Annotated in this window: 22 protein-coding genes; 6 read left to right on the top strand and 16 right to left on the bottom strand. The window is 34.7% G+C overall.

The window, feature by feature from the left end; all coding sequences use genetic code 11:
- Positions 1-157: 157 nt before the first annotated feature.
- Positions 158-1,287, bottom strand: a protein-coding gene (locus EYB29_RS00570) for an IS3 family transposase (RefSeq protein ID WP_205710580.1) whose coding sequence is annotated in 2 segments (ribosomal slippage) — positions 158-1,047 and positions 1,047-1,287 — 1,131 coding nt in all. Because the reading frame shifts where the segments join, the coding sequence is not laid out codon by codon here.
- Positions 1,288-1,472: 185 nt separating this feature from the next.
- Here EYB29_RS00570 and EYB29_RS00565 point away from each other — a divergent pair.
- Genes EYB29_RS00565 through EYB29_RS00555 form a run of 3 tightly spaced genes read left to right on the top strand, consistent with a single transcriptional unit; the run spans position 1,473 to position 3,559 of the window.
- Positions 1,473-2,180 carry an alpha/beta fold hydrolase gene (locus EYB29_RS00565; RefSeq protein WP_166626261.1) on the top strand — a complete coding sequence of 236 codons (708 nt, stop codon included), beginning with the start codon at positions 1,473-1,475 and terminating at the stop codon, positions 2,178-2,180.
- 4 nt (positions 2,181-2,184) lie between these two features.
- On the top strand, positions 2,185-3,018 hold the full coding sequence (locus tag EYB29_RS00560; protein ID WP_166626260.1) for a hypothetical protein: 834 nt from the start codon (positions 2,185-2,187) through the stop codon (positions 3,016-3,018).
- Positions 3,019-3,040: 22 nt separating this feature from the next.
- Positions 3,041-3,559 carry a GrpB family protein gene (locus EYB29_RS00555; protein WP_026866902.1) on the top strand — a complete coding sequence of 173 codons (519 nt, stop codon included), beginning with the start codon at positions 3,041-3,043 and terminating at the stop codon, positions 3,557-3,559.
- Positions 3,560-3,663: 104 nt separating this feature from the next.
- On the opposite strand, the gene EYB29_RS00550 is transcribed toward EYB29_RS00555, so the two are convergent.
- Positions 3,664-5,277, bottom strand: a complete 1,614-nt coding sequence (locus tag EYB29_RS00550; RefSeq protein WP_166626259.1) for a gamma-glutamyltransferase family protein — start codon at positions 5,275-5,277, stop codon at positions 3,664-3,666.
- Between the two features lie 296 nt (positions 5,278-5,573).
- Between EYB29_RS00550 and EYB29_RS00545 the strand changes: the two genes are divergently transcribed.
- Positions 5,574-6,092, top strand: coding sequence for a GNAT family N-acetyltransferase (locus EYB29_RS00545; RefSeq protein ID WP_166626258.1), 519 nt, complete (start codon positions 5,574-5,576; stop codon positions 6,090-6,092).
- A 41-nt stretch (positions 6,093-6,133) separates the two neighbouring features.
- Here the strand turns inward: EYB29_RS00545 and EYB29_RS00540 are convergent, their stop codons facing one another.
- A complete protein-coding gene (locus EYB29_RS00540; protein WP_166626257.1) occupies positions 6,134-7,075 on the bottom strand; it encodes a nucleoside hydrolase in 942 nt (313 codons plus the stop codon).
- Between the two features lie 80 nt (positions 7,076-7,155).
- On the opposite strand from EYB29_RS00540, the gene EYB29_RS00535 reads away from it, so the two are divergent.
- Positions 7,156-9,243, top strand: coding sequence for a DUF262 domain-containing protein (locus EYB29_RS00535; RefSeq protein WP_166626256.1), 2,088 nt, complete (start codon positions 7,156-7,158; stop codon positions 9,241-9,243).
- Positions 9,244-9,303: 60 nt separating this feature from the next.
- Here EYB29_RS00535 and EYB29_RS00530 read toward each other — a convergent pair whose 3' ends face one another.
- The gene (locus EYB29_RS00530; protein ID WP_166626255.1) at positions 9,304-9,744 is read right to left on the bottom strand and encodes an ASCH domain-containing protein; all 441 of its coding nucleotides are present in this window, start codon (positions 9,742-9,744) and stop codon (positions 9,304-9,306) included.
- Between the two features lie 197 nt (positions 9,745-9,941).
- On the opposite strand from EYB29_RS00530, the gene EYB29_RS00525 reads away from it, so the two are divergent.
- Positions 9,942-11,132: a restriction endonuclease subunit S gene (locus EYB29_RS00525; RefSeq protein WP_256370642.1), complete on the top strand. Its 1,191-nt coding sequence runs from the start codon at positions 9,942-9,944 to the stop codon at positions 11,130-11,132.
- Between the two features lie 27 nt (positions 11,133-11,159).
- On the opposite strand, the gene EYB29_RS00520 is transcribed toward EYB29_RS00525, so the two are convergent.
- From EYB29_RS00520 to moaA, 12 genes are all read right to left on the bottom strand, one after another.
- Positions 11,160-12,086, bottom strand: a complete 927-nt coding sequence (locus EYB29_RS00520) for a site-specific integrase (protein ID WP_166626253.1) — start codon at positions 12,084-12,086, stop codon at positions 11,160-11,162.
- Between the two features lie 67 nt (positions 12,087-12,153).
- On the bottom strand, positions 12,154-13,308 hold the full coding sequence (locus EYB29_RS00515; RefSeq protein ID WP_166626252.1) for a restriction endonuclease subunit S: 1,155 nt from the start codon (positions 13,306-13,308) through the stop codon (positions 12,154-12,156).
- Entirely contained in the window at positions 13,305-14,897 is a 1,593-nt protein-coding gene (locus tag EYB29_RS00510) for a type I restriction-modification system subunit M (RefSeq protein WP_166626278.1), read from the bottom strand. The genes EYB29_RS00515 and EYB29_RS00510 overlap by 4 nt, the downstream gene beginning before the upstream one ends.
- 64 nt (positions 14,898-14,961) lie before the next feature.
- Positions 14,962-17,745: a type I restriction endonuclease subunit R gene (locus EYB29_RS00505; protein ID WP_166626251.1), complete on the bottom strand. Its 2,784-nt coding sequence runs from the start codon at positions 17,743-17,745 to the stop codon at positions 14,962-14,964.
- A gap of 188 nt (positions 17,746-17,933) precedes the next feature.
- Positions 17,934-19,079 carry a hypothetical protein gene (locus EYB29_RS00500; RefSeq protein ID WP_166626250.1) on the bottom strand — a complete coding sequence of 382 codons (1,146 nt, stop codon included), beginning with the start codon at positions 19,077-19,079 and terminating at the stop codon, positions 17,934-17,936.
- A gap of 60 nt (positions 19,080-19,139) precedes the next feature.
- The gene (gene hydA / locus EYB29_RS00495) at positions 19,140-20,525 is read right to left on the bottom strand and encodes a dihydropyrimidinase (protein WP_166626249.1); all 1,386 of its coding nucleotides are present in this window, start codon (positions 20,523-20,525) and stop codon (positions 19,140-19,142) included.
- Positions 20,509-20,823: a hypothetical protein gene (locus EYB29_RS00490; RefSeq protein WP_166626248.1), complete on the bottom strand. Its 315-nt coding sequence runs from the start codon at positions 20,821-20,823 to the stop codon at positions 20,509-20,511. The genes hydA and EYB29_RS00490 overlap by 17 nt, the downstream gene beginning before the upstream one ends.
- A 13-nt stretch (positions 20,824-20,836) precedes the next feature.
- A complete protein-coding gene (locus EYB29_RS00485) occupies positions 20,837-21,151 on the bottom strand; it encodes a hypothetical protein (RefSeq protein WP_240921799.1) in 315 nt (104 codons plus the stop codon).
- Positions 21,152-21,193: 42 nt separating this feature from the next.
- A complete protein-coding gene (locus EYB29_RS00480) occupies positions 21,194-22,549 on the bottom strand; it encodes a hemolysin family protein (protein WP_166626247.1) in 1,356 nt (451 codons plus the stop codon).
- Positions 22,550-22,759: 210 nt separating this feature from the next.
- Positions 22,760-24,304 carry an ATP-binding cassette domain-containing protein gene (locus EYB29_RS00475; protein ID WP_166626246.1) on the bottom strand — a complete coding sequence of 515 codons (1,545 nt, stop codon included), beginning with the start codon at positions 24,302-24,304 and terminating at the stop codon, positions 22,760-22,762.
- Complete coding sequence (locus EYB29_RS00470; RefSeq protein WP_166626245.1) at positions 24,301-25,863, bottom strand: ATP-binding cassette domain-containing protein; 1,563 nt, start codon at positions 25,861-25,863, stop codon at positions 24,301-24,303. Before EYB29_RS00470 ends, EYB29_RS00475 begins: the two co-directional genes overlap by 4 nt.
- Before the next feature lie 53 nt (positions 25,864-25,916).
- On the bottom strand, positions 25,917-26,942 hold the full coding sequence (gene moaA / locus EYB29_RS00465) for a GTP 3',8-cyclase MoaA (RefSeq protein WP_166626244.1): 1,026 nt from the start codon (positions 26,940-26,942) through the stop codon (positions 25,917-25,919).
- Between the last annotated feature and the right edge of the window lie 10 nt (positions 26,943-26,952).

Genomic DNA, 26,952 nt, shown 5'->3' with positions numbered 1-26,952 from the left:
TATTTGCAAAGTGCCAATAGTAGATTTCCATTGAGAGTAAAGAATAGATACATAAATCAATCAATATGTGTATTGTATTGCGTAGATTGTATTTATATATAATTAATTATGAGAATGATATAACGTAAGTATTGGAAGTCATCTAGTTATTGGTATGTCAACAGTATTTTAGACAGTTTTTATAGAGTGCTTCCTTATACTCCTTCGGTGTCATATAACCGAGTGCACCATGTGGTCTAATATTGTTATACCAATTCACATAATCAAATAGTTCAATTTTTAACTGTTGTAGAGATGTAAAATGATACTGTCTAATGAATTCTGTTTTCAGTGCCTTAAATGTCGTTTCAGCAACCGCATTGTCATAGGGGCAGCCTTTCATGCTCAGTGATCTTTTGATACCAAATGTGTCAAGTACATCATCAATCAAATGATTATCAAACTCTTTCCCACGGTCTGTATGGAACATTTGAACCTGTCTTAAATCATGTTTAATGGTACTCAGCGCTGATGACACAAGATGGCTATCTTTATTTGGACCTGCACTATGCCCAACAATCTCACGATTAAACAGGTCAATAAATACACATATGTAATGCCACTTTCCTGACACTTTTACATAGGTTAAATCACTGACGAGCACCTCCATCGGTGCCTGTCTAATGAAATTTCTACTGAGTCTATTCATGATATTCCGTTCATTGTATTGTGAGGAATGCGGTCTATATTTCAATGAAGTATACGATGATACCAATCTTTCTGCTTTCATAATTCGACCGATGCGTCTTCTAGAGACTTTGAGACCAATTTTATTTAACTCATGCTTAATTCTACGTGTGCCAAAACACTGGCGATTCGCATTAAATATCTCAACGACTTTATGACTGATGATATCCTCTGAATTATCAACAGTCTGTTTATTCAATTCATAATAATAGGTACTTCTTGGGATTTGTAGGACTTTACACATTGCTGATACTGAATATTTATCGACATTCTCACGAATGACATCTATTTTCGTCCCATGATCAGCGCTGCTTGCTTTAAAATGTCATTTTCCATCTTAAGTTGCTGGTTTTCTTTTCTGAGTTGTCTCATTTCTCTTTCTTCATCTGTTAAGTTATCTAAATGATTGAAAGAGCCTGTCGCTTGATGATTCTTGACCCACTTATCCAATGATGAGGGGGTTAGATCATACTCACGTACAATTTCAGATTTAGGTTTACCATTTTCAAATAATCGCACCATCTGTAGTTTAAACTCTGGGGTAAATGTTGTTCTTGTCATAAAAAAATCGCCTACTTTCTTTGATTTAACAATAACCTCCCTCATAGGAGTTGTCCAATCAAGTGTAGACGATTCATACAATGCATGTTAAGTGGAGGATTAGAGGTCTTATATACTTAGCTGCAAATGATTTAAAAACAGAACAGGAAATTTATCGGTTACTTAATTTAGAGGAGATATAAAAAATGATATTATACACGGAAGAGTTTGGTGACGGCGAACCTATTATTTTTCTACATACTGGATTGCAGACTGGTCAGACAGAACTCACAGAACAGAAAGATTATTTTATGGAGAAATATAAAGTAATACTGCCAGATTTAAGAGGACATGGTAAATCTGTAGCGGATGATTTAAATGATTATTTTAATTTAACTGCACAAGATTTATTCGAAACTATGAGGCATCTAGAAGTCGAGTCTTCACATATCGTTGGATGTTCTATAGGTGCACTCGTTGGATTGACATTTGCCAAAAGATACCCTAACAACACGAAAAGTCTAACTTTATCTGGAATCATGCCAGAAAAGCCAGATAACTGGGATCAAATCAATGAAGATCAATCAAAGGATACTGCTAAAATTTTAAAAAAACCTACCCTAAAATCCTATTTTGATCAAATACATGAAGGTAATTGGACCAAACTTTTAGGTTTAACAAGAAGTGCTGACTGGTATCCGTTTGAACTTACTAAAGATCTAAATACTATTGGTCCCCCAACACTTTATATTGTTGGTGAAAACAATCCATTAGAAGTATCTGGCGTAATAAAGTACCCTAAAAATAACGAACAAATACATGTGGCAGTGATTCCTTATGCAGGACACAATGTACATTTAGAACAACCTGATATTTATAATGCTATACTGAAATCTTTTTTACATGAGAGGTAAAATTATGGTGAATATTACCATGCACGATAATATTAAAGACCTTGATCTAGACCAGAATTTAAATGGAATTTGCCCATCTACAGGAATGGTGGTAAGTTGCAAAATTAATGATAAATTAATTGCATTATTAACTTATACTAAAAATAATTTCCACCCACATTCTATAATTCTTCATTTTACGTTTTTTAGAGATTTTAATGATAGTGAAATAATGAATACTATGTTTAATAAATTAAAGGCCAAATTACCAACCTCTAATTATATATTGAAACTTGAAACTCAAAGTAGAATATATAATAAATTTATTTCTAATAATAATTTTGCCGAAATAAGAAAAACATATGAACCAGACATATCTATTACTACAATAATAAACTACTTTAAATCTTATGATTCTCAGCATAACTATCATCCATCGAAACTTACTTTGAACAATAACTTACTCACTAAAGTATTTGATGTGTATAAAAGTACTCATAGAGTAAATCCATTAGGGAATATTGATCTAAATACGTGGAGAAACACTGTATCAAAAGACCTAGATCTCAATCATTCCATTGTTATTTACAATGAAAGAAACAAAATTACCGCCTTTTTATTAATTTTTGATTATTTAGAAGATAAAAAAGAAGTAGGATGGATTTATTTTGAAAATGACTCTATGAAAACACAGTTGTTAAACCAATTTGTAAGTATGCTATACCGACTTCAGGAATCTGGTATAACAAGTTTATGTTTTGAAATCGACACTACTGATCTCTACTCTTATGAGTTATTTTCCCCATTTTTGATTAACGAAGCCCCTAGCCTAATTACATATAAAAAAACACATAAATAATGAAGTATAGAGGAGTGAGTTTATGCTTGGATTACCAGATAATAAAGTGCTTCTTGTTAACTATGATAAAGAATGGGAACTTCTGTTTAATCAAGAAAAGCAAAAGATACTTGAAGTCTTTGAAGGTCATAATATTCAAGTTCATCACATTGGCAGTACTGCTGTTAAAAATCTAAAGTCCAAACCTATTTTAGATATTGCTATAGAAGTAGATAGTTTTCAAAATATCAATTACTATATTCATTACTTACAAAAGCTAAACTACACTTCTAAAGGAAGCAACATCCTTCCCGATCGATACTATTTTTTAAAAGGAAACCCAAGAACTCATCAGATCCATCTATATGAGAAAAATAATCACTTTTTAAATCAACAAATAAAGTTTAGAGATATTTTACGAAAACATCCAAACTTAAGGGATGAATATGAATCATTAAAAATTAAGCTTGCCAATGCAAACAAGAATGATAAGCACAATTATACTGATTTGAAAACTGAATACATTAATAGAATACTTAAGTCCTACGACTCACTTAAATAATCAAAAGCAGTCAACATTAGATGATTTTCCAAATACAAAGAATATTAATTTAATCAAAAACTGACACTTGAGTTTTATTCTAAGTGTCAGTTTTTCAATTCTACTCAATACGCCGCAATATGCCCATCTGTTCGATTTTCAGTTCCACCATACAAAATACCCGTCTCTGGATCTCGCCAAATAATTTGGCCACGTCCAAAGCCTGCTGAATCGAGTTTGATTTCTATGTCATGTCCTTTCTTAACCAGTTCTTCAGCGACATGATGTGGAAAGTTTTTCTCTACCCAAATCGTCTTGTCTTTCACCCACTGCCAACGGGGAGCATCAAGAGTGGTTTGCGGATTTAGCTTAAAATCAATCGTATTCATAACGACTTGAACGTGGCCTTGGGGTTGCATGAAACCACCCATGACCCCAAAGGGACCGATGGCATCTTTTCCTTTAGTGATGAAGCCAGGAATAATTGTGTGATAGGAGCGTTTATTGGGTCCAAGTGCATTGGGTGAATCTGGATCTAAACTAAAGTCACAGGCTCTATTTTGTAGTCCAATTCCTGTTCCAGGTACAACTAGCCCTGAGCCAAAGCCCATATAATTACTTTGAATCAGTGACACCATATTCCCCTCTTCATCCGATGTACATAAATACACCGTACCACTTGCTTTTGGTTCACCCGCTTCTGGTTGTTTTGCCTTGTCAGTAATTTCTTCGCTTCTTGTTTTACCATAGGCCGCATCAATTAGTGCTTTACTGCTTACTGTCATATGATCGATATCCGCCACATACTTTTTACCATCAGCAAAAGCGAGTTTCATTGCTTCTATTTGCTTGTGATATGTATCCACTGATTGTTTACCTTCAATATCTAAGTTCTTTAAAATATTTAAGGCTGATAAAGCGATGATACCTTGTGTATTTGGAGGGATTTCCCATATATCATAGCCTCTATAGTTCACAGAAATCGGATCTACCCATTCCGGTTTATATTTTTCCAAATCTTCTTTTCTAATATAGCCATTGTATTGTTTAGAATAGGCATCTATCTTATCTGCAATATTTCCCCTATAAAACGATTCACATTCCGTATCTGCGAGTTCTCTTAAAGAGTTTGCCATGTCTTCGGACTTCCATATCTCACCGACTTTAGGCGCCACGCCATCTGGTGCAAAGGTGTCAAACCAATGATTAAATTCATCTCCATCAAAAGCTTCCTTAAATCGAACTGCAGCCTTCTCCCAAAATCTAGCCAGTACTGGTGAAATTGGATAGCCTTCTTCAGCATATTGAATGGCAGGTTGAAGTAAATCTTTAAAAGGCAATTTCCCAAAACGTCTCGATAATTCAGCCCAAGCTCCTGGTTGGCCTGGAACTGTAACTGGCGTAAAGCCGTATTTTGGAATCTCATCGTAACCTTGTGCCTTTACCTTATCGATAGAAATAGATGCGGGTGATTTACCAGAACCATTCAAGCCATGTAATTCATTGTTCACCCAGACTAAGGCAAAAGCATCCCCACCTATGCCATTGGTCGTTGGTTCTACAACAGTTAAGGCCGCAGCTGTCGCAATCGCTGCATCAATCGCATTGCCCCCCTGCTGCATGATCAAAAGACCCGCCTGTGCAGCTAATGGCTGTGAAGTCGCCACCATCCCCTTTTTACTGACCACAGGATTACGTTGTGAATGATATGGATTAAAAAGTGTGTCGAATTTTATCATGTCTTTTCCCCTTTGTTATGTTGCAATCTTTAATATAAAGATTATCACAGCCTTATCGATGTCACAATTTTTAGATAATATTTTAGTGATACAATTGAAATGATAGATAACACTTTCAAAGTCGTTATGATGAGAAAAAGATTGAGTATAAGAAGGAGGCGTAATTAAAATGAAAAAGAATTATGTAAGATTTCTAGCATTCGGTTACGGCCTCTCTATTGGTGTTTTCTTTTAAAAATTTAAGAATTGGCTCAGTATGTCTAATTTTAAATAATAAAAGAAAATGGAGTGTTTTTATGATAAATACCAATAGACTTGAACTTAGAGTTTTGATTGAACGTGACTTAGAAGATGTTTATGAAATATATAGTGATGAAAAGACGTGTCAGTACTTATTACATGAACCATGGAATGCTAACAACAAAGTGTCAGCTTTTAAAGAAGAGTTGAGTAAAAACGACTTTGATTCAAAAGACGGATTGAATCTAGCCGTGGTTTTAGATAATAAAGTGATCGGTATCCTATCCGCTTGGAAAACTGAAATGAAAGACACTGCTGAGATAGGATTCTCCTTTAACAAAAATTATTCAGGTCAAGGCTATGCTACAGAAGCTGCAAAAGCACTTTTAGACTTTCTTTTTGCCGATAAAAACCTACACAGGGTCACAGCGAATTGTGATGCAAGGAATACCGCTTCAGCGAAGTTGTGTCAAAGAATCAGTATGAGGAAAGAAGCGCATTTCATAAAAGATTTTTGGAATAAAGGCGAATGGACGGATAGTTATATTTTTGCTGTGTTGAAAGCAGAGAGATAAATAATAGCCATATGACCTAATTTAGAGTCATATGGCTATTTCTATTTTATATTCTTTAACACATCATACAGATGGTTTTTAAATAATTCTCTGTCGACCTTTTCACACACTCGAACATTAGGTTTTTTCCCTAATCTTCCATTGATATCAACTAAGCTATAACCCCTAGTTAACTCACCTTTAGTTTCAACGTCTACAAAGTATTTCGTAGACTCACTCATAATTCTTTCGTCAGCGGCTATTGCAACTAACAAGGTATCCGGATGGGTTGTACCCTCTAACTTATGTACTTCCTTATTGAACCTCTTCACTACTCTATTCACATCACTAAAAAACTTAGACCCTTTTGTACCTAGACTTTCAATCTCCTCGTGTTCTTTATCGAACATTAATGAATAATCCGTACACATATCCCAACCGACCATAGTCATGCCCATACCCGATTGTAATACTAATTTAGCCGCTTCAGGATCGACATAAAAATTGTACTCAGCAGCAGGCACAATATTACCGAGGTTGTTATTAGTGCCACCCATAATATATAGATGTTTCACCTTGCTAACAATACTAGGATCTTTCTTGATCGCCATAGCGATATTAGTCAATGGTGCAATCGCCAAAAGTGTAACTTTTCCTGGATTTTCATTAACTGCCTTTATAATAAAATCTATAGCATGAGACGACTCAGCTACACGTTTAGGCTTGGGGAAAAACGAATCCCCCATACCATCTGATCCATGTACATCCTCAACTGTTGTATGTTGTTCTGCATTTCCAAAAATCGGCCCTTCATAACCAGGATAGACAGGTATATTATCAAAACCGGCTACTTCAGTGGTATATAAAGCATTGTCAATCTGTTGGTTGAAATCTACGTTACCACCCGTGATTGTAATACCAAGCACATCAAAATTATGAAGTGCAGTCAAAATTGCAATCGTATCATCCCCAGCAGTATCTGTATCAATGATTACTTTGTTCATTTAATCACTCTCTTTTATGTTATATAATATAAGTATCAGAAATTTTTCTTGAATTAACTTTATCATGAGGACGTGTATTAATGGAAGGTAACGTAAGAAATATCAGCGAATACCTAAGAGGTGCAACGAAGCTGATTATCCCGGTATATCAAAGAAACTATGATTGGAAAAAAGAAAACTGTGAACGATTACTAGATGATTTAGTCACACTACATAAAGATAGTAAGTTAACACATTTTTTCGGAAGCATTGTTGTTAAACCCGGTAACTTTTCACAAGAAGTCATCGTGATTGATGGACAGCAAAGAATCACAACAATCACACTCTTATTCCTTGCTATGAAAAATTATATGCTTGCAGAAGATATCTCTGGCGAAAGAATTAACCCTACCAATATAAATGAAACTTTTTTAATCAATACTTTTTCAAGTGATCCAGATAAACAGAAACTAGTCCCTAACCCTAGAGACTTTGATGCATACAAAAAATTATATGGTGACTCTAGAGTTCATATTCAAACTTCTAATATCACTATGAATTATAACTACTTTTACAACAGACTATCAGAAATTGATATTAGTCTTGATGACTTATTTGAGTCTATTAATAAGTTACAGGTCATGGTTGTTAACTTAAATTCACCGGATGATGATCCACAGCTTATCTTCGAAAGTTTAAACTCAACCGGTGTAGACCTGACTAATGCTGATAAAATTAGAAACTACCTACTTATGAATGAAGATCAAACGACACAAATGGAACTTTTCAGCAATTATTGGGAACCGATTGAAGAACGTACACACTTAAAAATGTCTGAGTTCTTTAAAGACTATTTAACTCTAAAAGAAGGTAAATCCCCTGTTCTTTCTAAAGTTTATGAGTCCTTTGTGAATTTTTATAGTAAACGAGAAGCACAGGCAGAATCGAATGAGATTTTCAAAAAAGAGTTTTTTAAAGAGCTAGCTGAATACTCTATTGTTTACGAACAAATACTTAAGTTTACAACGAATAACAAGAAGATCAATGATTTCTTAAAACGCTTAGAAGAAATTAATATCACTGTAGTTAGACCGTTTATCATGGCGATTTTAAAAGAACTTTCGCTTAATGAATTAGAAGAAAATGAAGTATTGAAGATATTTAATGTCATTGAATCTTACCTAGGTAGAAGAGTAATTGTAGGTATGGCATCGAATGCACTTTATAAGATTTTTGCTAGTCTTTATAAAGATTTAGAGAAACATAGACAAAAAGCAGATGAAACAGTGTCATCTTCAGATATTATTGCCTACTTGATATTACAAAAACAAAGTACTGGTAGAATTCCTTCAAGTATAGAAGTTACGGAAAGTCTGAAATCTAGAAACATGTATAACATCAGCCCTAGAATTCGTACTTATGTGTTTGAAAAACTAGAAAACCATGGGCATGTAGAAAACTTAAATATTTATGAAGGTATCCAAAATCAAGATTATAGTGTAGAACATATTATGCCACAGACACTTACTGCTAAGTGGAAAGAGGATTTAGGAGAAAACTATCAAGAAGTTCATGATTTATATATTAACTCAATAGGTAATCTAACCCTGACTGGCTATAATTCAAAATATAGTAATCGTCCATTTAAAGAAAAACAGACGATAGAAAAAGGATTCATAGATAGTCACTTCTCATTCTTAAATAGATTCCCTGCTCAAAGAGAAAATTGGGGAGAAAAAGAAATCATCGAACGTCGTGAAATAATAATAGATAGAGCTCTTGATATTTGGGAAATGCCTGAGACAAATTACAAACCTGTGACTACTGATCAGGAAATGGTAATTTTTGATGGCACACAAACTTTCATGAGTAAAAAGGTGAAAGGATATACATTCTTGAACGATGAGTATCAATCAGTAAGTACTTGGAAAGAGTTTTTAATCGATATTGTTAGGACTTTAGCTGAGAGAGATATCAATATAATTGTGGACCTGGTAAAATCTATCGAACCCGGCTTGCTAGAGACTAAATTTAGTTCATACCCTAATGACGAAACAAAAGAAATTCTACCTGGTATTCATCTTGTCATTAACTATGATAATTTAACAAAAATGAGGATGATTAATAGACTATTTGAATTGTACGAAATCGATAATGAAGAACTTTCAGTAGATATTTTTAAGAATTAAATGAATAAGCCTGATCCTAATTTTAAGGAACAGGCTTATATCAGTTTTATAATCTTTTATCTAGCTATAAATCAACTTAAATTCTTCAACTACAATCTCTTCATCTTCATTAAATTCATACCCTATTTCCTTGTACAGCCATTCAAAAAAATCAAGGTGAGCCTTTATCCAGTAAGATAAGGTTCGGTCACCTTCACCTTCTTTATACGCAATTTCTTCGTCTACATCAGAAAACTTCATAATGTATACTTTCGTGTTTTCAATAATACACTTCGGTTCATCAGAGTCATTAAGGACAATACTCAGATCACCAACCTCTGGTAATGGTTCATTTTTTACTTTATACTCCCTCAAACTACTACAAGTTAAGGTTTTAGTTCCGTCAATCACAAGCTGAGCCAGTGTATTAGGATCAGCTCCGAATTGGAAAGCTTCGTAAGACTTATTTTTATAGGTGGGATTTTCTTCTATAAATTGGTTCCAATATCTTTCTACACTCATAATATTCCTCATTTCAAAATGTATCTATATCATCATATAACATTTAAATATGAACTGATACAAATGACATGAAAATTTAAAGGATACACTGTACAAAATCACCTTATTAGTTATCATAATTAATACTAATTTTCTTTATTAAACATATATTTACTATAATAAGTGTATTTTGGAAAAAATATATTAAAATAGTATAAATTGCCTGGGAACAGCGACAACTGAATGATGTAGTTAAATTTTCTAAAGGTAAATTTTATAGCAAGAATGATTTAGTCGAGGATGGTAATGAAGTTATCTTATACGGACAACTTTATACAAACTACCAAACTGCAATTAGTTACTCAGATACCAAGGTAATTCCAAAACCAAATTCAGTTTATAGTATAGGGAAAGAAGTGATTATACCATCTTCAGGCGAATCTGCAGAAGACATTTCAATAGCTTCATCCATAATAGCTAGTGGCATAATCATCGCTGGAGATCTTAATATATTAACCCCTTTAAACACCTTAAATAATACTTTTTTGGCTTTAGCTTTATCAAATGGGAAATCAAAAAAGGAGTTATCTAAATACGCACAAGGAAAATCAATTGTACATTTACATGGCAAAGATTTTAGGAAGCTTATATTGAAATATCCAAATTTAAATGAGCAGATAAAGATTAAAGAATTTGTACTTCGCTTAGATAATTTAATTAATCTTCATCAGCGTAAAATTAGCAAACTATTAAAACTCCAACAACAATTTTCAAAATTGCTATTAGTTAAATCATCTCATGATAATTTAAAACTTCGTTTTAAATATTTTAAGTCTAAGTGGGTTTTACACAAATTATCTGAATTAGCCCCTTTAAGGGGAGGATACGCATTTAAAAGTAATGAGTTTCAGCATCAAGGGATACCTATAATTAGAATTTCAAACATTCTCTCAAATGGCAAAATTGATGGTGATTTTGTATATAGTAAAAAACTCTCTAGAGATAATCATGTCACCTTATCAGAAAATGATATTTTAATTGCAATGTCAGGTGCTACGACTGGTAAGACTGCCATTATACAAGAAAATCATAATAGGTTATATTATCAGAATCAACGAGTCGGTTATTTTACAAAACTTGATGGTGTTAGTTATGAATTTATAAATGTATTAGTAAAGTCTGCCCTATTTAATATCCAGCTTAAGAGTGTATTAGTAGCTGGTGCTCAACCTAATATATCTGCAAAAGATATAGATAATTTTGAGTTTTACATTCCTGAGCAGGACGAAGAAAGAAAACTTATCGGTCAATTATATAACAATGTGACTAAAATCATCCAAATATCACAGAAAAGACTAGACTCACTCATGCTACTAAAAAAAGAATATCTAAACAAAATATTTATCTAGAGAGAATTTATCTCTCTAGATTTTTTATTATAAAGTAGCTAGGTGTCTTATAATTTTATCGTTATCCTGGTTATCTAATTCTTTTATAATATGAAGGTATGTTTCTTGAGTAGTTATCATACTAGAATGACCTAAACGACGAGCTACGCTTGCAATAGAGACGCCTGCGAAAAGTAGCATTGATGCGTGAGTATGACGTAAACCATGAATAGTTATTATTGGAATATCTGCTTTTATACACAATGCTCTTAATCGGTTATTTACCATAGAATTATAAATTCTGCCATGAACAAAAATGGGTTTATCTTCATCTAATTCCCTTATCATTTGAGAAAACTGCATAGCAATCTGCCAGTCTAAAATGACCTTTCTATTTGATGATTTATTTTTAGTCTCTTGCATACCACCCTTAGATGATTTGTAATCCCAAGTTTTATTAACAGTTATAGTTTGTTTTGAGAAGTCGAAATCTTTTGGTGTAAGTGCTAATGCTTCCGAGAAACGTAGTCCTGTTTTAGATACTAATAAAATAAACCAGTCCCAATTTAATTCTTCTTTTAAATCTAAATTTTTCAGTAAAGACTGTAACTCAAATTGATTCAGAAATTTAGGCTTCTTTGGTCTAGGCTTTCTCCCTTTTATTATTACCTTTCTAGTCGGATTTTTATCAAGTATCCCCTCATCAACAGCATCCATAATCGCTCCTTTCAATTGATGGTGGAAATCCATCGTCGTTTGCTTCTCATGAGTAAAAGCATAATCATTCAAAATTTGTTGATAACTTTGACGATCCAAATCGTACATTCTTAAGTTCGGTGCTAATAACTCTAGTTTCTGCTGAGTAACATAATACTTGTTCAATGTCACATCACGAACCGCCCCAACTTTGTACAACTCAATCCATTCTTCAAAATACCTGAAAAATAATTGGTTCTCTTTCTTAGATGACTTCATAAAAATACCTCCTAAATAGTTACGTTGATAAAAATCAACATTACTGATTTTAGGAGGTTTACTGTAATTATAAAAACATTTTTTGGAGGTAAGCCTTCTTCAATTTATTTAGTTGATCTACTTTCTTTTTATTAAAAGCAATATAGTTATCTAGTACCATAAACAACTCTGATAATTTAAATTGTTCTTTGAAATCTGAAGGTATGTATATACGTATATTAGACATCGTATTATTCATAAGTTTTGGATTACCTACTTTTGAAACATATTTCCAAGCTACTTTATCTAAAATTTCTGTAATACATTTGTTTGAATAACCTTTTTGAGATAAAAGTACACCATTAACATTAGTACTATAAAATTTACCAGGTCTATAATTAACGGTTCCTGCATTCGCACCATCTGTAGTCCAAGTTATAGCATCCTCAAATAAATAAGAGTCAAAATATCCCATTAACCCGTTATTTTTTGTTTGTGATGAGTATACTGGGTATCTATATTCTTCATTTTTAGTAGTATTGATTAAATTTGAAGATAAAACCTTTCCCCTAGTAATAGTGAAAATTTCATTTATTTTATGTAACTCCCATTCAGAATCAAAATTTTTAAATCTCATTAATGGGTAAGGTAACTCAAGAACTCTAGTTGTCAGACTAATAATGAATTTCCTTAAAGACTGGATTATGATAATTTTTCGCTGATGAAGTTCTGTATAGTTATCTAGGGACTTCAAAAATTCTCCAATTCTTTCTCTCTCGATTTCAATAGGAAGCTTAATCAGAGCACTATTTATGTCTTTTGAGCTAATAGATTCGAAAGTAGAGCCTGTACTCACCTTTCTCCAATAATTATTTAATTGCATTCTTTTTAGTAATTGAAAAACAAATTCATCTCCATCTAATGATGCAATCCCTCGACCAATAACTACTGGGTACAAGGTTTTTCCAACCTGTCCTACTGGTGCACGAACAGACAATAAAATATTACCAGGTTCAATTAATTTTGTTACTTGTGTCGTCCATACACGTGGAGAAACCCAACCATTTGAAATATCTGCGTTACCTTGAACTAGAATGTGATCTTGAGGATTGGATGTATAATTTTCTCCACTGGGGGAGTGCCCCATTGTCACTGAATACTTCGAAGATATTGTACGCTGTTCCCAATCGTCATTAAAGCCTTTAAACCGCAGTTCTGGGACTTTTCTTTCTTCGGTGCTCATCGACGAAACACCTCTTTCGTTGCTTCTATTAACGCCATTCCATCTTCATCGCCTTCTAATTCATCAAGCATTTCCATCAAGCTCTCTTCTGCTTCAGCGATTTCTTTATTGATATCTTTGATTTCAGCATGAAGTGCTTGGATATCGATAGGTTCTTCTTCTTCAAAAGTATCAACATATCTAGGTATATTTAAGTTATACTCATTTTCTTCAATCTCTTCTTTTGAAGCCACATAACTATACTTATCAACTGTTTCACGGTTTCTATATGTTTCTAGAATCTTATTCACATCATCATCTGTTAAGTGGTTCTGATTCTTCCCTTTTTCAAATGACTGAGATGCATCAATAAATAAGACATCTTCTGTCTGTCTTGATTTTTTAAACACTAAAATCGTCGTCGGGATACTCGTACCAAAGAAAATATTTGCAGGTAAGCCAATGATTGCATCGAGATAATTTTTCTCTTCAATAAGATACTTTCTAATCACACCTTCAGCTGCACCTCTAAATAACACACCATGAGGTAGAACAACTGCCATAGTACCTTCTTCATCAAGATGGTGAATCATGTGCTGAACAAATGCAAAGTCAGCCTTAGATTTCGGCGCAAGTTTACCATAATTACTAAAACGTTCGTCTTCTAAAAATGACGGATCAGCGCTCCACTTCGCACTATACGGTGGATTGGCAACTATTGCTTCGAACTTTTGACCCTTGAAAGCAGGTTCTTCCAAAGTATCTCCATTTTCAATAGAAAATGCTTTAAAGTTCACATCATGCAGTAACATATTCATTCGAGCTAAGTTATACGTCGTACTATTATACTCTTGTCCATAGTAATGACGTACATTCGCTAAACGACCCACTCTTAAAAGTAAAGAGCCGGAACCACAAGTCGGGTCATACACACTTCTAATATTTTCACGATTTGTTGTAACTATCTCAGCAAGAAGTTTAGAGACCTGTTGAGGTGTATAGAATTCACCAGCTTTTTTACCAGCAGTAGCGGCAAACTGACCAATCATATACTCATACGCATCACCCAACATATCAATTTCCATATCACTATGTACGAACGGCAATTCAGCCAAGTTAAGCATAACTTTAGAAATTAATTTAGTACGGTTTGCTACGCTATTACCTAATCTATTTGAAGAAAGATCCATGTCAGAGAATAAGTGAATAAAGTCATCCTCACTCTTAGTGCCTAAAGTTGATTCTTCAACTTTACTAATTGCTTTAGATAAATCTTCAATATCAAATTTTCCAGCTTCAATATCCTGCACTAGACTACTGTATAAGTATTTAGGCTCGATAACATATCCTATACGTGTGATCAGCTCATCAGATAGAGCTTCTTGAAACTCTTCATCTTCCCAAGCCTCACTATACGAAATATTATCTTCGGATAGTAACCTCTCCACTTCTTCCTCTATTTTTTCAGATAAGAAACGGTAGAATATTAAACCTAATATGTAGTTACGAAATTCACTCGCATCCATATTTCCACGAAGATCGTTTGCGATACTCCATAATCTTTTTTGTAACTCTGCCTGTTGCTGTCTTTGCTTCTCTGTCACTGTCATCATTGAACTATTTCCTCCAATTTATACGTTTAACAAACCCTCAAGATTTCCTTGAGAGTTTGTTTTACACTCCATATTTCTCATTAACTTCTCGAATGTAGTTTTGAATCTTATCTACCTTTTTACGTCTTATTAAGAATGATCCAGACAAGCCTTCTTCTATGTCTTTTCGATAAATCTGGCCGCTGAATTGGAATTCTGACAGCAATTCATTTAGCTGTTGTTCAGAATAATCATTTGCCTTTGCAAACTCTTTAAGCTCTTTTAACTTTTGTTCTTCTTCAAAGTCTAAATATTCAGCAGCTACATTCGCATTCTTTTCTAGTGTTGGGACAACTGTTGTTAGGAACTCTCTAATCAACTCAGATTTTAGACGTAACTGTTCATCATCAGCACTATCAAGTATATTTCTAATACTCGCAATCTCACGTCGCTGGTTATCCTTATCCTCTAAATCAATGTTTTGAATAAGGTTCACTATATAGCTTACATTGATTTCTTCATTACGTATAATCTCAATCTCGAAGTCAATATCTTCAAGTATAGATACCTTCTCTGGATCTGGTTTTCTAATATATTTGTCATACATATCCACGTATTGACTCTTATAATCTTGATGCTCTTGTTGACTAAGGCCCGTCACTTCTTCTGTAAATTCAAAATCTATGAATGTTTTTAATTTAACTAGAGCTCTAGACAATCTTCTAAACGTTTCAATGAATTTTTTGATTTCTTCTTCTCTTTCAATACTATCCACAGATGCTGGAACGGGTGCAATTCCTTTTAGGGCAAGCAGTGCTTGCTTAAATTCTTTTAGGTATTCTTCATACGGTTTTTGAATAACAATATTCGTATCATCAGTTTTTGAGAATAATCTTATTGCGTCATCAGTCGCTTTTTTCAAGTTTCTGAAGTTGACTATATTACCGTATGGCTTTGTAAGTTTCTCCACCCTATTAGTTCTAGAATACGCCTGTATTAGATCATGATGTTTTAGATTCTTATCAACATATAAGGTATTTAACTTTTTACTGTCAAAACCAGTTAGGAACATACCTACAACAATTAGCACATCAATTTTTTCATCTTTAAGACCTTTTTTAACTCTCTTAGAAATGTCATTGAAGTACCCATCATATGATTCTAATGAGAAATTAGTTCCATATAATGAATTGTAATCTTTTATGACTCTAGCAAGTTGATCTTTAGCTGATTCTCTAATTTCACCATCTCTAGTGTCTTGATTGGCCTCATATGAAAAGATTGTAGCTACTTTTAAGTTCTTACTAGTATTTTCTTCTTCTTTTCTTTTAAAAGCATCATAATACTTCATAGCCATTTCAATACTCTGAGTTGCTAATATTGCCGAGTATTCCTTCTTAACTGTCTTTTTGGAATGAATCTCATATATATGATCTGTAACAAGATTAATTCTCTCATCCGCCAACCATATCTTATTAGCTTCTATTCCAGAGACATACTCATCATCAATTATAGGGTTTTCACCTTTGAATGTATTAATATACTCAACAGAAAAACCAAGTACATTCCCATCTCTGATGGCATCTTTAATTAGATAATAGTGTAGACATTTACCAAAAATATCAGCAGTGGCCCTACCATCTGAACTCTTGTTCTCTTCAAATCTTGGCGTTCCAGTAAAACCAAAGAATTGTGCATTATTAAAATGCTTAGCAATTTGAGTATGCATTTCACCGAATTGCGAACGGTGACACTCATCGATAATGAAAATGACTTTATCAGTCTTGTACTGATCCATCACACTTCTATTTCTCTTCACCGCATTATTCAGTTTTTGAATCGTCGTCACTATCATCGGTTGTGACTTATCAGCTAATTGTCTTTCAAGTTTTGCTGTGTTTTTAGTAAAGTCTACAGAATCCTTTTGGAATTTATTAAACTCAGACATTGTTTGCGCATCTAAATCTTTTCTATCAACTAGGAAAATAACCTTCTGAATTTCCGGTCGTTCAGATAGTAATTGACTAGCTTTGAAAGACGTTAACGTCTTCCCGCTTCCTGTAGTGTGCCAGATATAACCATTGTTATTTGTTTCTAGTGCTTGATTAATCAATGCTTCAGTTGCATACACCTGATAAGGACGCATAACCATTAAATTATGATCCGTTTCATTTACAATCATATAGCGCCCAATCATATTGGCAAGTTGGCACGGTCTACAAAAGCTTTCAAGAAATTCTGATAGGTTATTGATTCTATTATTTTTTTCATCAGACCAATAGAACATCGCACTCTTAAATATTTCCTTATCACTGTTTGCAAAATACCTTGTATTTTGACTGTTACTCACAATGAATAATTGAACGTACTTAAACAAGCCTTTATAGTTATCTCTTCTATAACGTTCGATTTGATTAAACGCTTCATTAATTGCGACACCACTGCGCTTTAACTCAATTTGAGTGACAGGTAGTCCATTTATAAGTATCGTCACGTCATAACGGCCTTTAAATTTGTCGCTTACTGCTACCTGATTAGTGACTTGATAGATGTTATCTCTCCAAGAATCCTTGTTAAAGAATTCTAAATATACCTCAGACTCATCATCTCTTCTAAGGACAAACTTATCCCTTAAAATTTGAGCACTTGTAAATACATTCTTACCATTAATTTGGGTCATTAATCTATCGAATTCACTATCAGTTAATGGTTTTCCATTTAATTTATCAATATGTCGTTCATTCAATATTTTTCTAAAATTTTCTGTTATAGCCTCAATGGAATACAGCTTCACATTTTCAAAACCTTGTCTTCCAAGCTGTTCCATTACTTGATTTTCAAGTGCTGCCTCGCTCTGGTATCCCATATACAACCCTCACTATAAAATATTGGAATTTATACCTATTGTACTATATTCACGCTGAATGTTGGTGATATTTATTCGAATTTAAAATACTCAATTGAATGCTTGTTTACACATAAAAATAATATAGTTTATAAATTTTTACGTAAGAAAACCCCAAAATCTTTCCTGATTTTGGAGCATCTTTTATCTTATTCAAAATCTGTAATTACAAAAGTATTTCCATCTTGAGTCAATGTATAAGTTACTTCTTCTGTTTGTTCACCGTTAGACGTTGCATGAGAATAAGTTCTGTTAGCTGTGATTTGATATTCTGTATCTGAAAGTTGTTCTACATTCGTTATTTCCATGCTGATACTCTGATGATCGGAAAAGTCTCCCGTTTCTCTATTTGCTTGTATTTTCTCTAAGGCATCACCAGTCAAATACCTCATCACATTTTCAGTTTCATTATTATAGTAATCCGCAAGTAATGGTGGATAGGTTTCTTCAATAACTGATATAGCTTCTTCTTCATCCGCTTCAATCATCGCATTATCTTCACCTGGTAATTCATCAAAGATTTCTCTTTTTACAAGTCCAACCATTTCCCCATCTGGTGAGTTATAGGTACTTGCTCCAGTACTATAATAACGACCATCTTCACCCTGACCTTGGTAAACATAAAACGGTAAACCATTCATAGACTCTTCTTCTTCATAAATATCAGGCTCACCTAGAATCTGAGTCAGCTCACCTCCAGTCACACGGGCATAGTACCAAACATACTCTACATAGTTTTCATCTGGATTGATACTAGGATTAGAACTATCATCTTCACCTGTACCATAAGGTGCACGTTCACTATACATTACACCTAAATTCCCGTAGATTGCTGGGCTTCCACCACCTGTTGGAAATGTAAATTCATATGGCCCATATTTCTCTTCTACTTCGGTCTGTGTCATGCCATTGGTGATTAAGTCTTGTTGGAAAGTGCCATCTTCATTACCTTCAGTTGTACTAAACAACTTCTCCTGTACCTCAGCTGAATTCAAATCGAAATATAAATCAGCTTTTGGATCTTCGGAGGCAGTGTCTGTACTTTCTTCGCTTTCACCTTCTGTATCATCCGCTTGTTCTTCGGTTGTTGAATCTTCCTCAGTTGGTTCGTCGGTTGCACTTTCTTCTTCAGTTGATTCATTATCTTCTGTCTCATCGTCTGTTGATTCTGTACTTTCTTCTGTCTGTGTTTCTTCTGCACTATCATTACTTGCTTCTTCATTTTCTTCAGAATTACTGCATGCTGAGAGTACAAAGATCAACACAATAATTTGTAACCACCATAGCCTCTTCAAGTGCTTCACCCCACATTTTTCTATAAAAAAATAATACCACGAATGGTATTATTTTAATCCTTATCTAAATGCTGTACCGAATGGTTTTCCTTTTACAAAGTGTCCCTGACCTTGTTCACCAATATACTTCGCATCTTTAACGACTTGTGTGCCTCGTAAAAAGACTGCATCGCATTCTCCGACTTGGTCAAATCCTTCATAAATAGTGAAATCTACACCATTTAAACTATCTTCTAGTTTTACTTTTTTCTTAACATGAGGGTTATAGATCACAATATCTGCATCATAGCCTGGTGCAAGGTAACCTTTTTTATGGTCAATGCCATTATTTCTTGCAGGTGATGCGGCATAGTACTCAACGAGTTCTGGTCTTGTGATTTTTCCTGTTTCTACACCGTAAGTCCACAGCATCGGAAGTCTATTTTCTAAACCTGGTGAGCCATTCGGGATTTTTCTAAAGTCATCGAGTCCCATCTTCTTCTGTTCTGTTGTAAAACTGCAGTGGTCTGAACTTACTGCATTCAGCCAACCATCTTTAAGTGACTTCCATAGGTATTCTTGGTCATCTTTATCTCTGAGTGCTGGTGAGCATACAAAGTTTGCCCCTTCGAAGTTATCTTTAGCAAGGTATTCTTTATCGAGAAGTAAATACTGTGTACAGGTTTCACCGAATACTGGTAGGCCTTCTTCTTTGGCTTTTTTAATGGCGTCTACTGCACCTTTTGTTGTTACATGGACAATGTAGATGGGTGCTTCTGCAAATCTCGCTAAGTTAATGGCACGTTCTGTCGCTTCTGTTTCGACTATCGGTGGTCTTGTTAAGGCATGATAATACGGATTTGTGTTTCCTTCAGCTATGGCTTTTTTCTGCATCAGTTCAATCAAGTCTGCATTTTCTGCATGGACCATTACAGTGACACCAGCATCTTTTGCCTCAAGTAAGGCATTAGTCACCGCTTCATCATCTGAATGGAAAAACTGTCCCTTATAAGCCATGAATAGTTTTACAGATGGATAGCCCGCTTCGGGGAGATTTTTAATATCTTTAAATGTTTCTTCTGTCGGATTTGTAATGACAGGATGGAAGCTATAATCTACCATTGATATTCCTTCTACCCATTCTTTGTTATAGTCTTCGACTGTTTCAACAAGCCCCTTACCTTGTTCTTGGTTTACAAATTCTATAACAGTTGTTGTCCCACCTATAATCGCTGAATTCGTCGTCTCAAATCCTTTTGTTCTTTCTCCCATAAATTCAAAAGAAAAATGGGCATGCTGATCAACTCCACCAGGTAAGATGTACATCCCTTCAGCATTTATGACTTCATCCGCTTCAACTCTTAAATCTCTGCCAATTGCCTCAATTTTTGTACCTTCGATTAAGATATCTCCTTTAAACTCATGCTCAGATGTGACGATCATGCCATCTTTAATTAGTGTTTTCATGTTTTTCTTCACCCCTAGTTTCTTCAATTAACCAACGCTTGTTCTTATCTTCAAGTGCTTTTGTTTCTCTTTCTTTACGCTCTTTTTTTAATTTTTCAAGCTCTAGTTCCATCGATTTATTCTCTAAAACATAATTCTCTTGTTTGATTTCTTCTAGCTTTCTTCTCTCTTCCATCTCTTTAATTCTAAGCTTTACATCACTCTGATTATACCCTCTTCTCATTGCATACAATGGGATACTTACACCACCAATGGTAAGCACTAGAGCAGTAAAAAATATAAATTCAAAAAATCCCATCTTAACCCTCCGTCTATCGTTCAATTTCTTCCTTCGTCTCTTCAATTAACCAACGCTTATTTTCTTTATTTTCAAGCGCTTCTTGTTTTCTAGCATTTTCTTTTTTAATTCTATCTAATTCAATACGCATAGATTCATTTTCAAGCAAGTAATTTTCCTGTTTAATTTCTTCAAGCTTTCTTTGTTCTTTCATCTTCTTTATTTCTAACTTTTCATCACTCTGATTATAGCCCCTATAGATTGCGTAAATCGGTATTGTTAACGTAAGTATGACTGCTACTAAACCGACAATATCCATACCTGCACCACCTTTATAAATTATCTTCATTTTAACATAAATAGACCGGAACCAATGGTTCCGGTCTATTGCTTAGTTATTCTCTTCATTTCCTTCATTTTCTTCATCAATTTCTGAAGATGTCTTATTGTAATCTTTTAAGTAAGCCACTTGTTTAATGGAATGGTTCTCCACTTCAAGCACTTGCCAGCGGTCAAACTCAGTATCGATATAATCATCTTCTGTGATGTCAGTGTCTTTACTTTGTAGCCAACCACCGATGGTATCGATATCTTCACTTTCATCAAAGACAATATTGAAGTCATCTTCTAAATCATCAAGCAAGACGCGTCCACTAATATGATAGATATTATCGTCTACTTTAACAATATCAAGTTCCTCATCTTCATCGAATTCGTCTCTGATTTCTCCGACGATTTCTTCTAAGATATCTTCCATTGTAATCATACCAGCAGTACCACCATACTCGTCGATGACTAAGGCAATATGGACACTTTCTCTTTGCATCTTAACTAAGGCATCAGAAATACGTGATGATTCAGTAATGACAGGTAGTTCATGAATGTAGTCCTCAGAAGATACATTTTCATCTGACACATGGTTCGTTAAGTATTCTCTAACATTAATGAATCCAATGATGTTATCTTTATCTCCATTACTTTCAGTAACGGGATATCTTGTAAAGTTGTGTTCTTTAATTGTTTCAATGACTTGATCCACAGTAACAGGTTCTTCTAAAGTAATCATTTGAGTACGTGGTACCATGACATCTTTAGCAGTTCGCTCATCAAAAGAGAAAATATTTTGCATATAAGCAAGCTCTGTCTGGTTAATTTCACCACTCTGATAACTTTCCGTCATAATAACTTTAAGTTCCTCTTCAGAGTGTGCTTGTTCTGTTGGCATTTCTTTAATACCGACAATACGTACTATGCCTCTGGCTGCACCGTTCATCGTCCAAATAAATGGTTTTAGAACGACACCAAAGAAGTATAGTGGGCCACTTAGTGATAAGGCCATCTTCTCAGCGTACTGGATTGCAACAGTCTTTGGTGCTAACTCTCCCACTACCACGTGAATAAATGTCACGATGATGAAGGCAGCAGCCACTGTAGCGACTGTTGAAATTGAATCAGGAATGCCAATTAAATGGAATAGTGGATGTAAAATAACTTCAAAAGTCGATTCACCAATCCAACCTAGACCAAGGGCTGTCACTGTAATACCTAACTGACAGGCAGATAAGTAATAGTCAAGATTGTTGATCATTTTCTCGACACGCATTGCCCTCTTATTTCCTTGTTCAACTAGTGCATGTATTCTCGATAATCGGGCTTTAACAAATGCGAATTCTGAACCTACAAATAGCATTGTAAGTAAAATTAATATAATAAATAAAAGTAAATTTCCTATTGTGGATATATCCAATCAGTTCCCCTAGTTTGGGGTTCACCTCCGATAATTTGTGACCGTTAGGGTCGTAAGTTTATGAAATTCAAATTCAGCTGTCAACATATTATTTTTTGCAATTCTTTTCATATACACCTTCCCAAGAACCGTCACCTCCACCAAATTAGTTAAATTAATCATATTATATCACATTAAAAATCGGCTTTCACAGAAATATATCTATGCTATTTATAGAGAATCTTTATATCTATCATAAGCTTCTCTAGTTGGACCAGAATGACTTAGGACCGTATCCACCGAACCTGATTCAATAATCTTTCCATTTTCTAGATAATGAACAAAATCAAATGATTCCAAATGACTCAAATCATGCGTTGCGACAATTAAAGTTTCTTTATTAAATATCGTTTTCCAAACCTTATCTCTAAGTCGTGTGTTTAAACTCGCCGTCGGTTCATCTAAAATCCAAGTACTTTTGTCTTCTAGTATCAGCCGAATCAAATGCATCCGTTTCTTCTCACCCAATGATAGATATTCATTTGAAGTAATATATTCATTAAGTGCAAAATGGTTCAGTTCATATTCCCTTAGTTGTTCGATGGCATTAATCTTATCTAAGGCCCCAAACATTGTTAGGTTTTCTTCCACTGTGGCGTTATAAAAATCGAGGTGTTGAGGCATCACGCCCGCCGAAGATTTCTTAATTAGCTGATTGAGTAAGGTCGTTTTCCCCGAACCACTTGAACCAATAATGACATGTTGCTCTCCCTCATTAATTTCAAGTGAAATATCCTTTACGACATCTCGCTTTGTCTCGGGATATCTGAAGGTCAGCTGGCTTAGACTTAGATCATCTGACCTTTCTCTTTCAATATCTACTTGTTCTGTCGTCACAGCATTGATTCTATCTTTAACAGCCCCATATTTAGAAGCAGGTTTAATGACAGGTATAATCAGTTCAAAGAACGACATAAGTAAGAGAATAATCATCGGTACTAATAATGGCGATTCATCTTTAAATAACAGAATAACGCCTATAATTGCAGCTAATTGAATGAGTAAACTCATCACTTCAATAACCACATCAACTTGACTTTCCTTGTTCTCATTAGCTGTGATTTCCTTATATGTGGCTCTTAGATTATCTTTGGTTTGTTCAGTTTCATTTACAGTATATAAGTTCACATAATCAAAAATATAATGATAGAGTCTACTAAACAAACGGTCTTCACTATCTAATCGGCGATCATTTGATTCTCTTGAAATCCTGCTGATAATCAGCGGCATGATGACTAAGAGCAAGAAAGAAACACCTAAGATTATCATAAGAAGTATTGGGTCCACAATCAGCGACAGGACCGTTAGGATCAAAGCAATAAATACCGCAACAATGTACGGATAGATGATTCTGACATAGTAATCTTCTATATCGTTGAAGTAAGTCGTTAATTTTTGAATATAGCGCACACTGTGAGTGTCCTGATTGCTTTCTACAGAACGCTTAAAATATGCCGCTCTTAAACGACCAATCATCTTAAAAGTCCCATCGTGACTGAGTAAGCGTTCTAGGTACTTGGTCGTTCCTTTTGTCAGACCAAACATTTTAATCACTGCAATAATTAAGATAATTAAAAAGAACGGTGGCTCAAAAAATGACAATGCAATCATGTAACCACTCAGACCAAAGATCGCTGTACCGACCAAGCCACCGATAACACCTAAGACAATACTGTAAAAAACATGGATCTTTTCACCTTTTAAAAACATCATCATCTCTCACCTCGCTTCAAACTTCTTTCACCCATAACATAATGTTCATCTGCAATTTTTAAAAGCTGACGGCGGTGTATTACTGCGATGATGGCATGTTGTTTTTTGAGTTGATTCAAGTGATCCATAACAAGCTGCTCCGTCGTTGCATCTAAAAATTCCGTCGGCTCATCCATAACGATAATAGCAGGAGGATCGATGAGCACTCTTGCCATTTTCAAACGAACAATTTCCCCTCCGGACAATGGAATATTATGATTCACTATCGGTGTATGAATACCTGATTCTAAGTTATCAATACTGTCACTTAGTCTCAGTTTCTCTAGAATTTCTAACACTTTTTCTTCACTTGCTTGTCCCTTAGCTATATAGTCATAGATTGTCGTATCAGAAAAATATACTTGATCGGACACATAACCAATGTCTTCTGTGTAAACTGATAGTTTACCTTGACTCGGTTCATGTAGACCTAAAATTGACCGAAGTAAGGTCGACTTCCCTGCCCCAGATTCACCAGTAATGGCAGTGAGTCCCGTCTTATTAAAAGCGAAATCTATTGGGTCTAGGACTGTTTTATCTCCATGGTTTAATTGAACTTGTTCTGCCAGTACTGCATAACTCGCTGTCGTTTGACGATAATGCGTATTGATATTCTCTTGATTTAACACACTTAAGACACGGTCATAACTGCCCATGGCAAGTTTTCCATTATGAAATTCTGTACCTAACACCTTTAAGGCATTGTAGAATTCTGGGGCAAGAAGTAAGACGAAGAACGCTGTGTAAAAATCAATACTTTGGAAGATAATAATTCGAAGTGCAACTTCAAGTGCGACGAGACCAATACCGAGGATGGTAATGAACTCGAGCATCATCGTCGACTGAAAGGCATACTTTAATATATGCATTGTTTCTTTGACGAATCCCTCATTATCTGACTCCAGACGCTTTGTAACACTTTGTTCTGACTGCGTATTTTTAACAGTATCCTTACCTCTGATTAAATTTAAGAATAGTGTACCGATGTTATCAAAGCGTGTCGCCTGTCTCATCGATTCATCTCTAGTCTGAAGTCCAACTAAGACATAATAGAGGGGGATAAACGGTGCAGTAAATAAGAGTATCAAAGCTGCATATGCATCGATGAAAAATAAAGCACCAATAATTAAAACAACTTTAACAGTCGTCTTTAATATGGTTGGAACAAAGACTGTTTCATAAGAACGATAACTCTCTAAATGCACCATTATGGAGTTGATCATCGTCTCTGAGTCTCGTCTTGATTTGACATCAATTTTTGAAATGAGCGAATTCGCAATGGATTCAATACGCTGATTACCTTTCATAGTCGTATACAACTTATATAACTTGTCGGTGATAATAAAGAGAATGAAAAATACTGCAATATATATCAAACTCTGAGTAAAATTGATTGTCTCACCCATAACAATTGCTTCAAGGATTAGTGACAGGTAATGTCCAAAAGCGATATAAAAACACACACTAACTGTGGCAATTACAACGTATAATAAGACATATTTTTTATCTAGATTTATCTTCATAATCTCTCCTGTAAACAAAAAAACGTGAAGTATCCCCTTCACGTTTTTTATAATTATCCACCAATATATGACATATTAATCTTCTTACGTTTCTGGCGGTTTTCTTCTGTGATTTCAGTTCTGATTTCAGAGTAACGGTCATCACGTTTGTTCCAAACGCCCATAAGCACATCCGTTAACTCTTCGTCGCTGATGCCATCCCGCATCAGATTCTTAATATCAAAACCATCTACTGCAAATAAGCAGCCGTAGAATTTACCATCTGACGACAGTCTCGCACGTGTACAAGTTGAACAGAAACTCTCAGAAACAGACGTAATGAAACCGAGATATGAATCTTCTGTATCCGTGTGTTTGTACACCTTAGCAACCTCTCCGTAATATGACGGTTCCAACGGTTCTAAGTCAAATTCTGTTTCAAGCGTATCGAGTATCTCTTTCTTGCTGACAACCTTATCAAAATTCCAACCATTGTCGTTACCAACGTCCATAAACTCGATAAAACGCAGGGTAACAGGTAGGTTTTTGAAATAACGTGCCATTGGTAAAATTTCTTGTTCATTTAGACCTTTTTGGACCACCATATTGATCTTCATTTGGAAACCGAGCTCAACTGCATACTCAATTTGCTCTAAAATTCTTGATGTACCAATACCACGGTCATTGATTTTACCGAACAATTCATCATCCATCGCATCTAAGCTGATGTTGATACGGCGTAAGCCAGCATCATATAAGTTTTTACCATGCTTTTTAAGCAATAAGCCGTTGGTTGTTAAACCAATATCTTCAATGCCATCAATTGCGTTAAGACGTTCGATTAACTGGTAGAGATCCTTTCTTAAAAGTGGTTCTCCTCCTGTTAAGCGGAGCTTCTTCACACCTAAACCTGCATAGATGCGAGCGAGCCTCTCAATCTCATCAAACGATAGCAATTGCTCACGCTTCATGAATTCAAAATCGTCACCGAAGATTTCTTTCGGCATACAATAACGGCATCTGAAGTTACATTTGTCCGTCACCGAAATACGTAAGTCACGAATTGGGCGGCCAAATTTATCTGTAACAGTTTGCGCCATGTAACTCCTC

Origin of the sequence: Jeotgalicoccus sp. S0W5 (genome assembly GCF_011634875.1) — a bacterium.
In the GTDB taxonomy this organism is placed as follows: domain Bacteria; phylum Bacillota; class Bacilli; order Staphylococcales; family Salinicoccaceae; genus Jeotgalicoccus; species Jeotgalicoccus marinus.
The sequence above is the reverse complement of the archived record's forward strand: the minus strand, read 5'-3'. Positions and strand labels throughout refer to the sequence as shown.

What these genes read in the sequence shown, in the direction of transcription:
- EYB29_RS00565 (WP_166626261.1), top strand. Translation starts at nt 1,473, where the DNA reads ATGATATTATACACGGAAGAGTTTGGTGACGGCGAACCTATTATTTTT.
- EYB29_RS00560 (WP_166626260.1), top strand. Translation starts at nt 2,185, where the DNA reads ATGGTGAATATTACCATGCACGATAATATTAAAGACCTTGATCTAGAC.
- EYB29_RS00555 (WP_026866902.1), top strand. Translation starts at nt 3,041, where the DNA reads ATGCTTGGATTACCAGATAATAAAGTGCTTCTTGTTAACTATGATAAA.
- EYB29_RS00550 (WP_166626259.1), bottom strand. Translation starts at nt 5,277, where the DNA reads ATGATAAAATTCGACACACTTTTTAATCCATATCATTCACAACGTAAT.
- EYB29_RS00545 (WP_166626258.1), top strand. Translation starts at nt 5,574, where the DNA reads ATGATAAATACCAATAGACTTGAACTTAGAGTTTTGATTGAACGTGAC.
- EYB29_RS00540 (WP_166626257.1), bottom strand. Translation starts at nt 7,075, where the DNA reads ATGAACAAAGTAATCATTGATACAGATACTGCTGGGGATGATACGATT.
- EYB29_RS00535 (WP_166626256.1), top strand. Translation starts at nt 7,156, where the DNA reads ATGGAAGGTAACGTAAGAAATATCAGCGAATACCTAAGAGGTGCAACG.
- EYB29_RS00530 (WP_166626255.1), bottom strand. Translation starts at nt 9,744, where the DNA reads ATGAGTGTAGAAAGATATTGGAACCAATTTATAGAAGAAAATCCCACC.
- EYB29_RS00520 (WP_166626253.1), bottom strand. Translation starts at nt 12,086, where the DNA reads ATGAAGTCATCTAAGAAAGAGAACCAATTATTTTTCAGGTATTTTGAA.
- EYB29_RS00515 (WP_166626252.1), bottom strand. Translation starts at nt 13,308, where the DNA reads ATGAGCACCGAAGAAAGAAAAGTCCCAGAACTGCGGTTTAAAGGCTTT.
- EYB29_RS00510 (WP_166626278.1), bottom strand. Translation starts at nt 14,897, where the DNA reads ATGACAGTGACAGAGAAGCAAAGACAGCAACAGGCAGAGTTACAAAAA.
- EYB29_RS00505 (WP_166626251.1), bottom strand. Translation starts at nt 17,745, where the DNA reads ATGGGATACCAGAGCGAGGCAGCACTTGAAAATCAAGTAATGGAACAG.
- hydA (WP_166626249.1), bottom strand. Translation starts at nt 20,525, where the DNA reads ATGAAAACACTAATTAAAGATGGCATGATCGTCACATCTGAGCATGAG.
- EYB29_RS00490 (WP_166626248.1), bottom strand. Translation starts at nt 20,823, where the DNA reads ATGGGATTTTTTGAATTTATATTTTTTACTGCTCTAGTGCTTACCATT.
- EYB29_RS00485 (WP_240921799.1), bottom strand. Translation starts at nt 21,151, where the DNA reads ATGAAGATAATTTATAAAGGTGGTGCAGGTATGGATATTGTCGGTTTA.
- EYB29_RS00475 (WP_166626246.1), bottom strand. Translation starts at nt 24,304, where the DNA reads ATGATGATGTTTTTAAAAGGTGAAAAGATCCATGTTTTTTACAGTATT.
- EYB29_RS00470 (WP_166626245.1), bottom strand. Translation starts at nt 25,863, where the DNA reads ATGAAGATAAATCTAGATAAAAAATATGTCTTATTATACGTTGTAATT.
- moaA (WP_166626244.1), bottom strand. Translation starts at nt 26,942, where the DNA reads ATGGCGCAAACTGTTACAGATAAATTTGGCCGCCCAATTCGTGACTTA.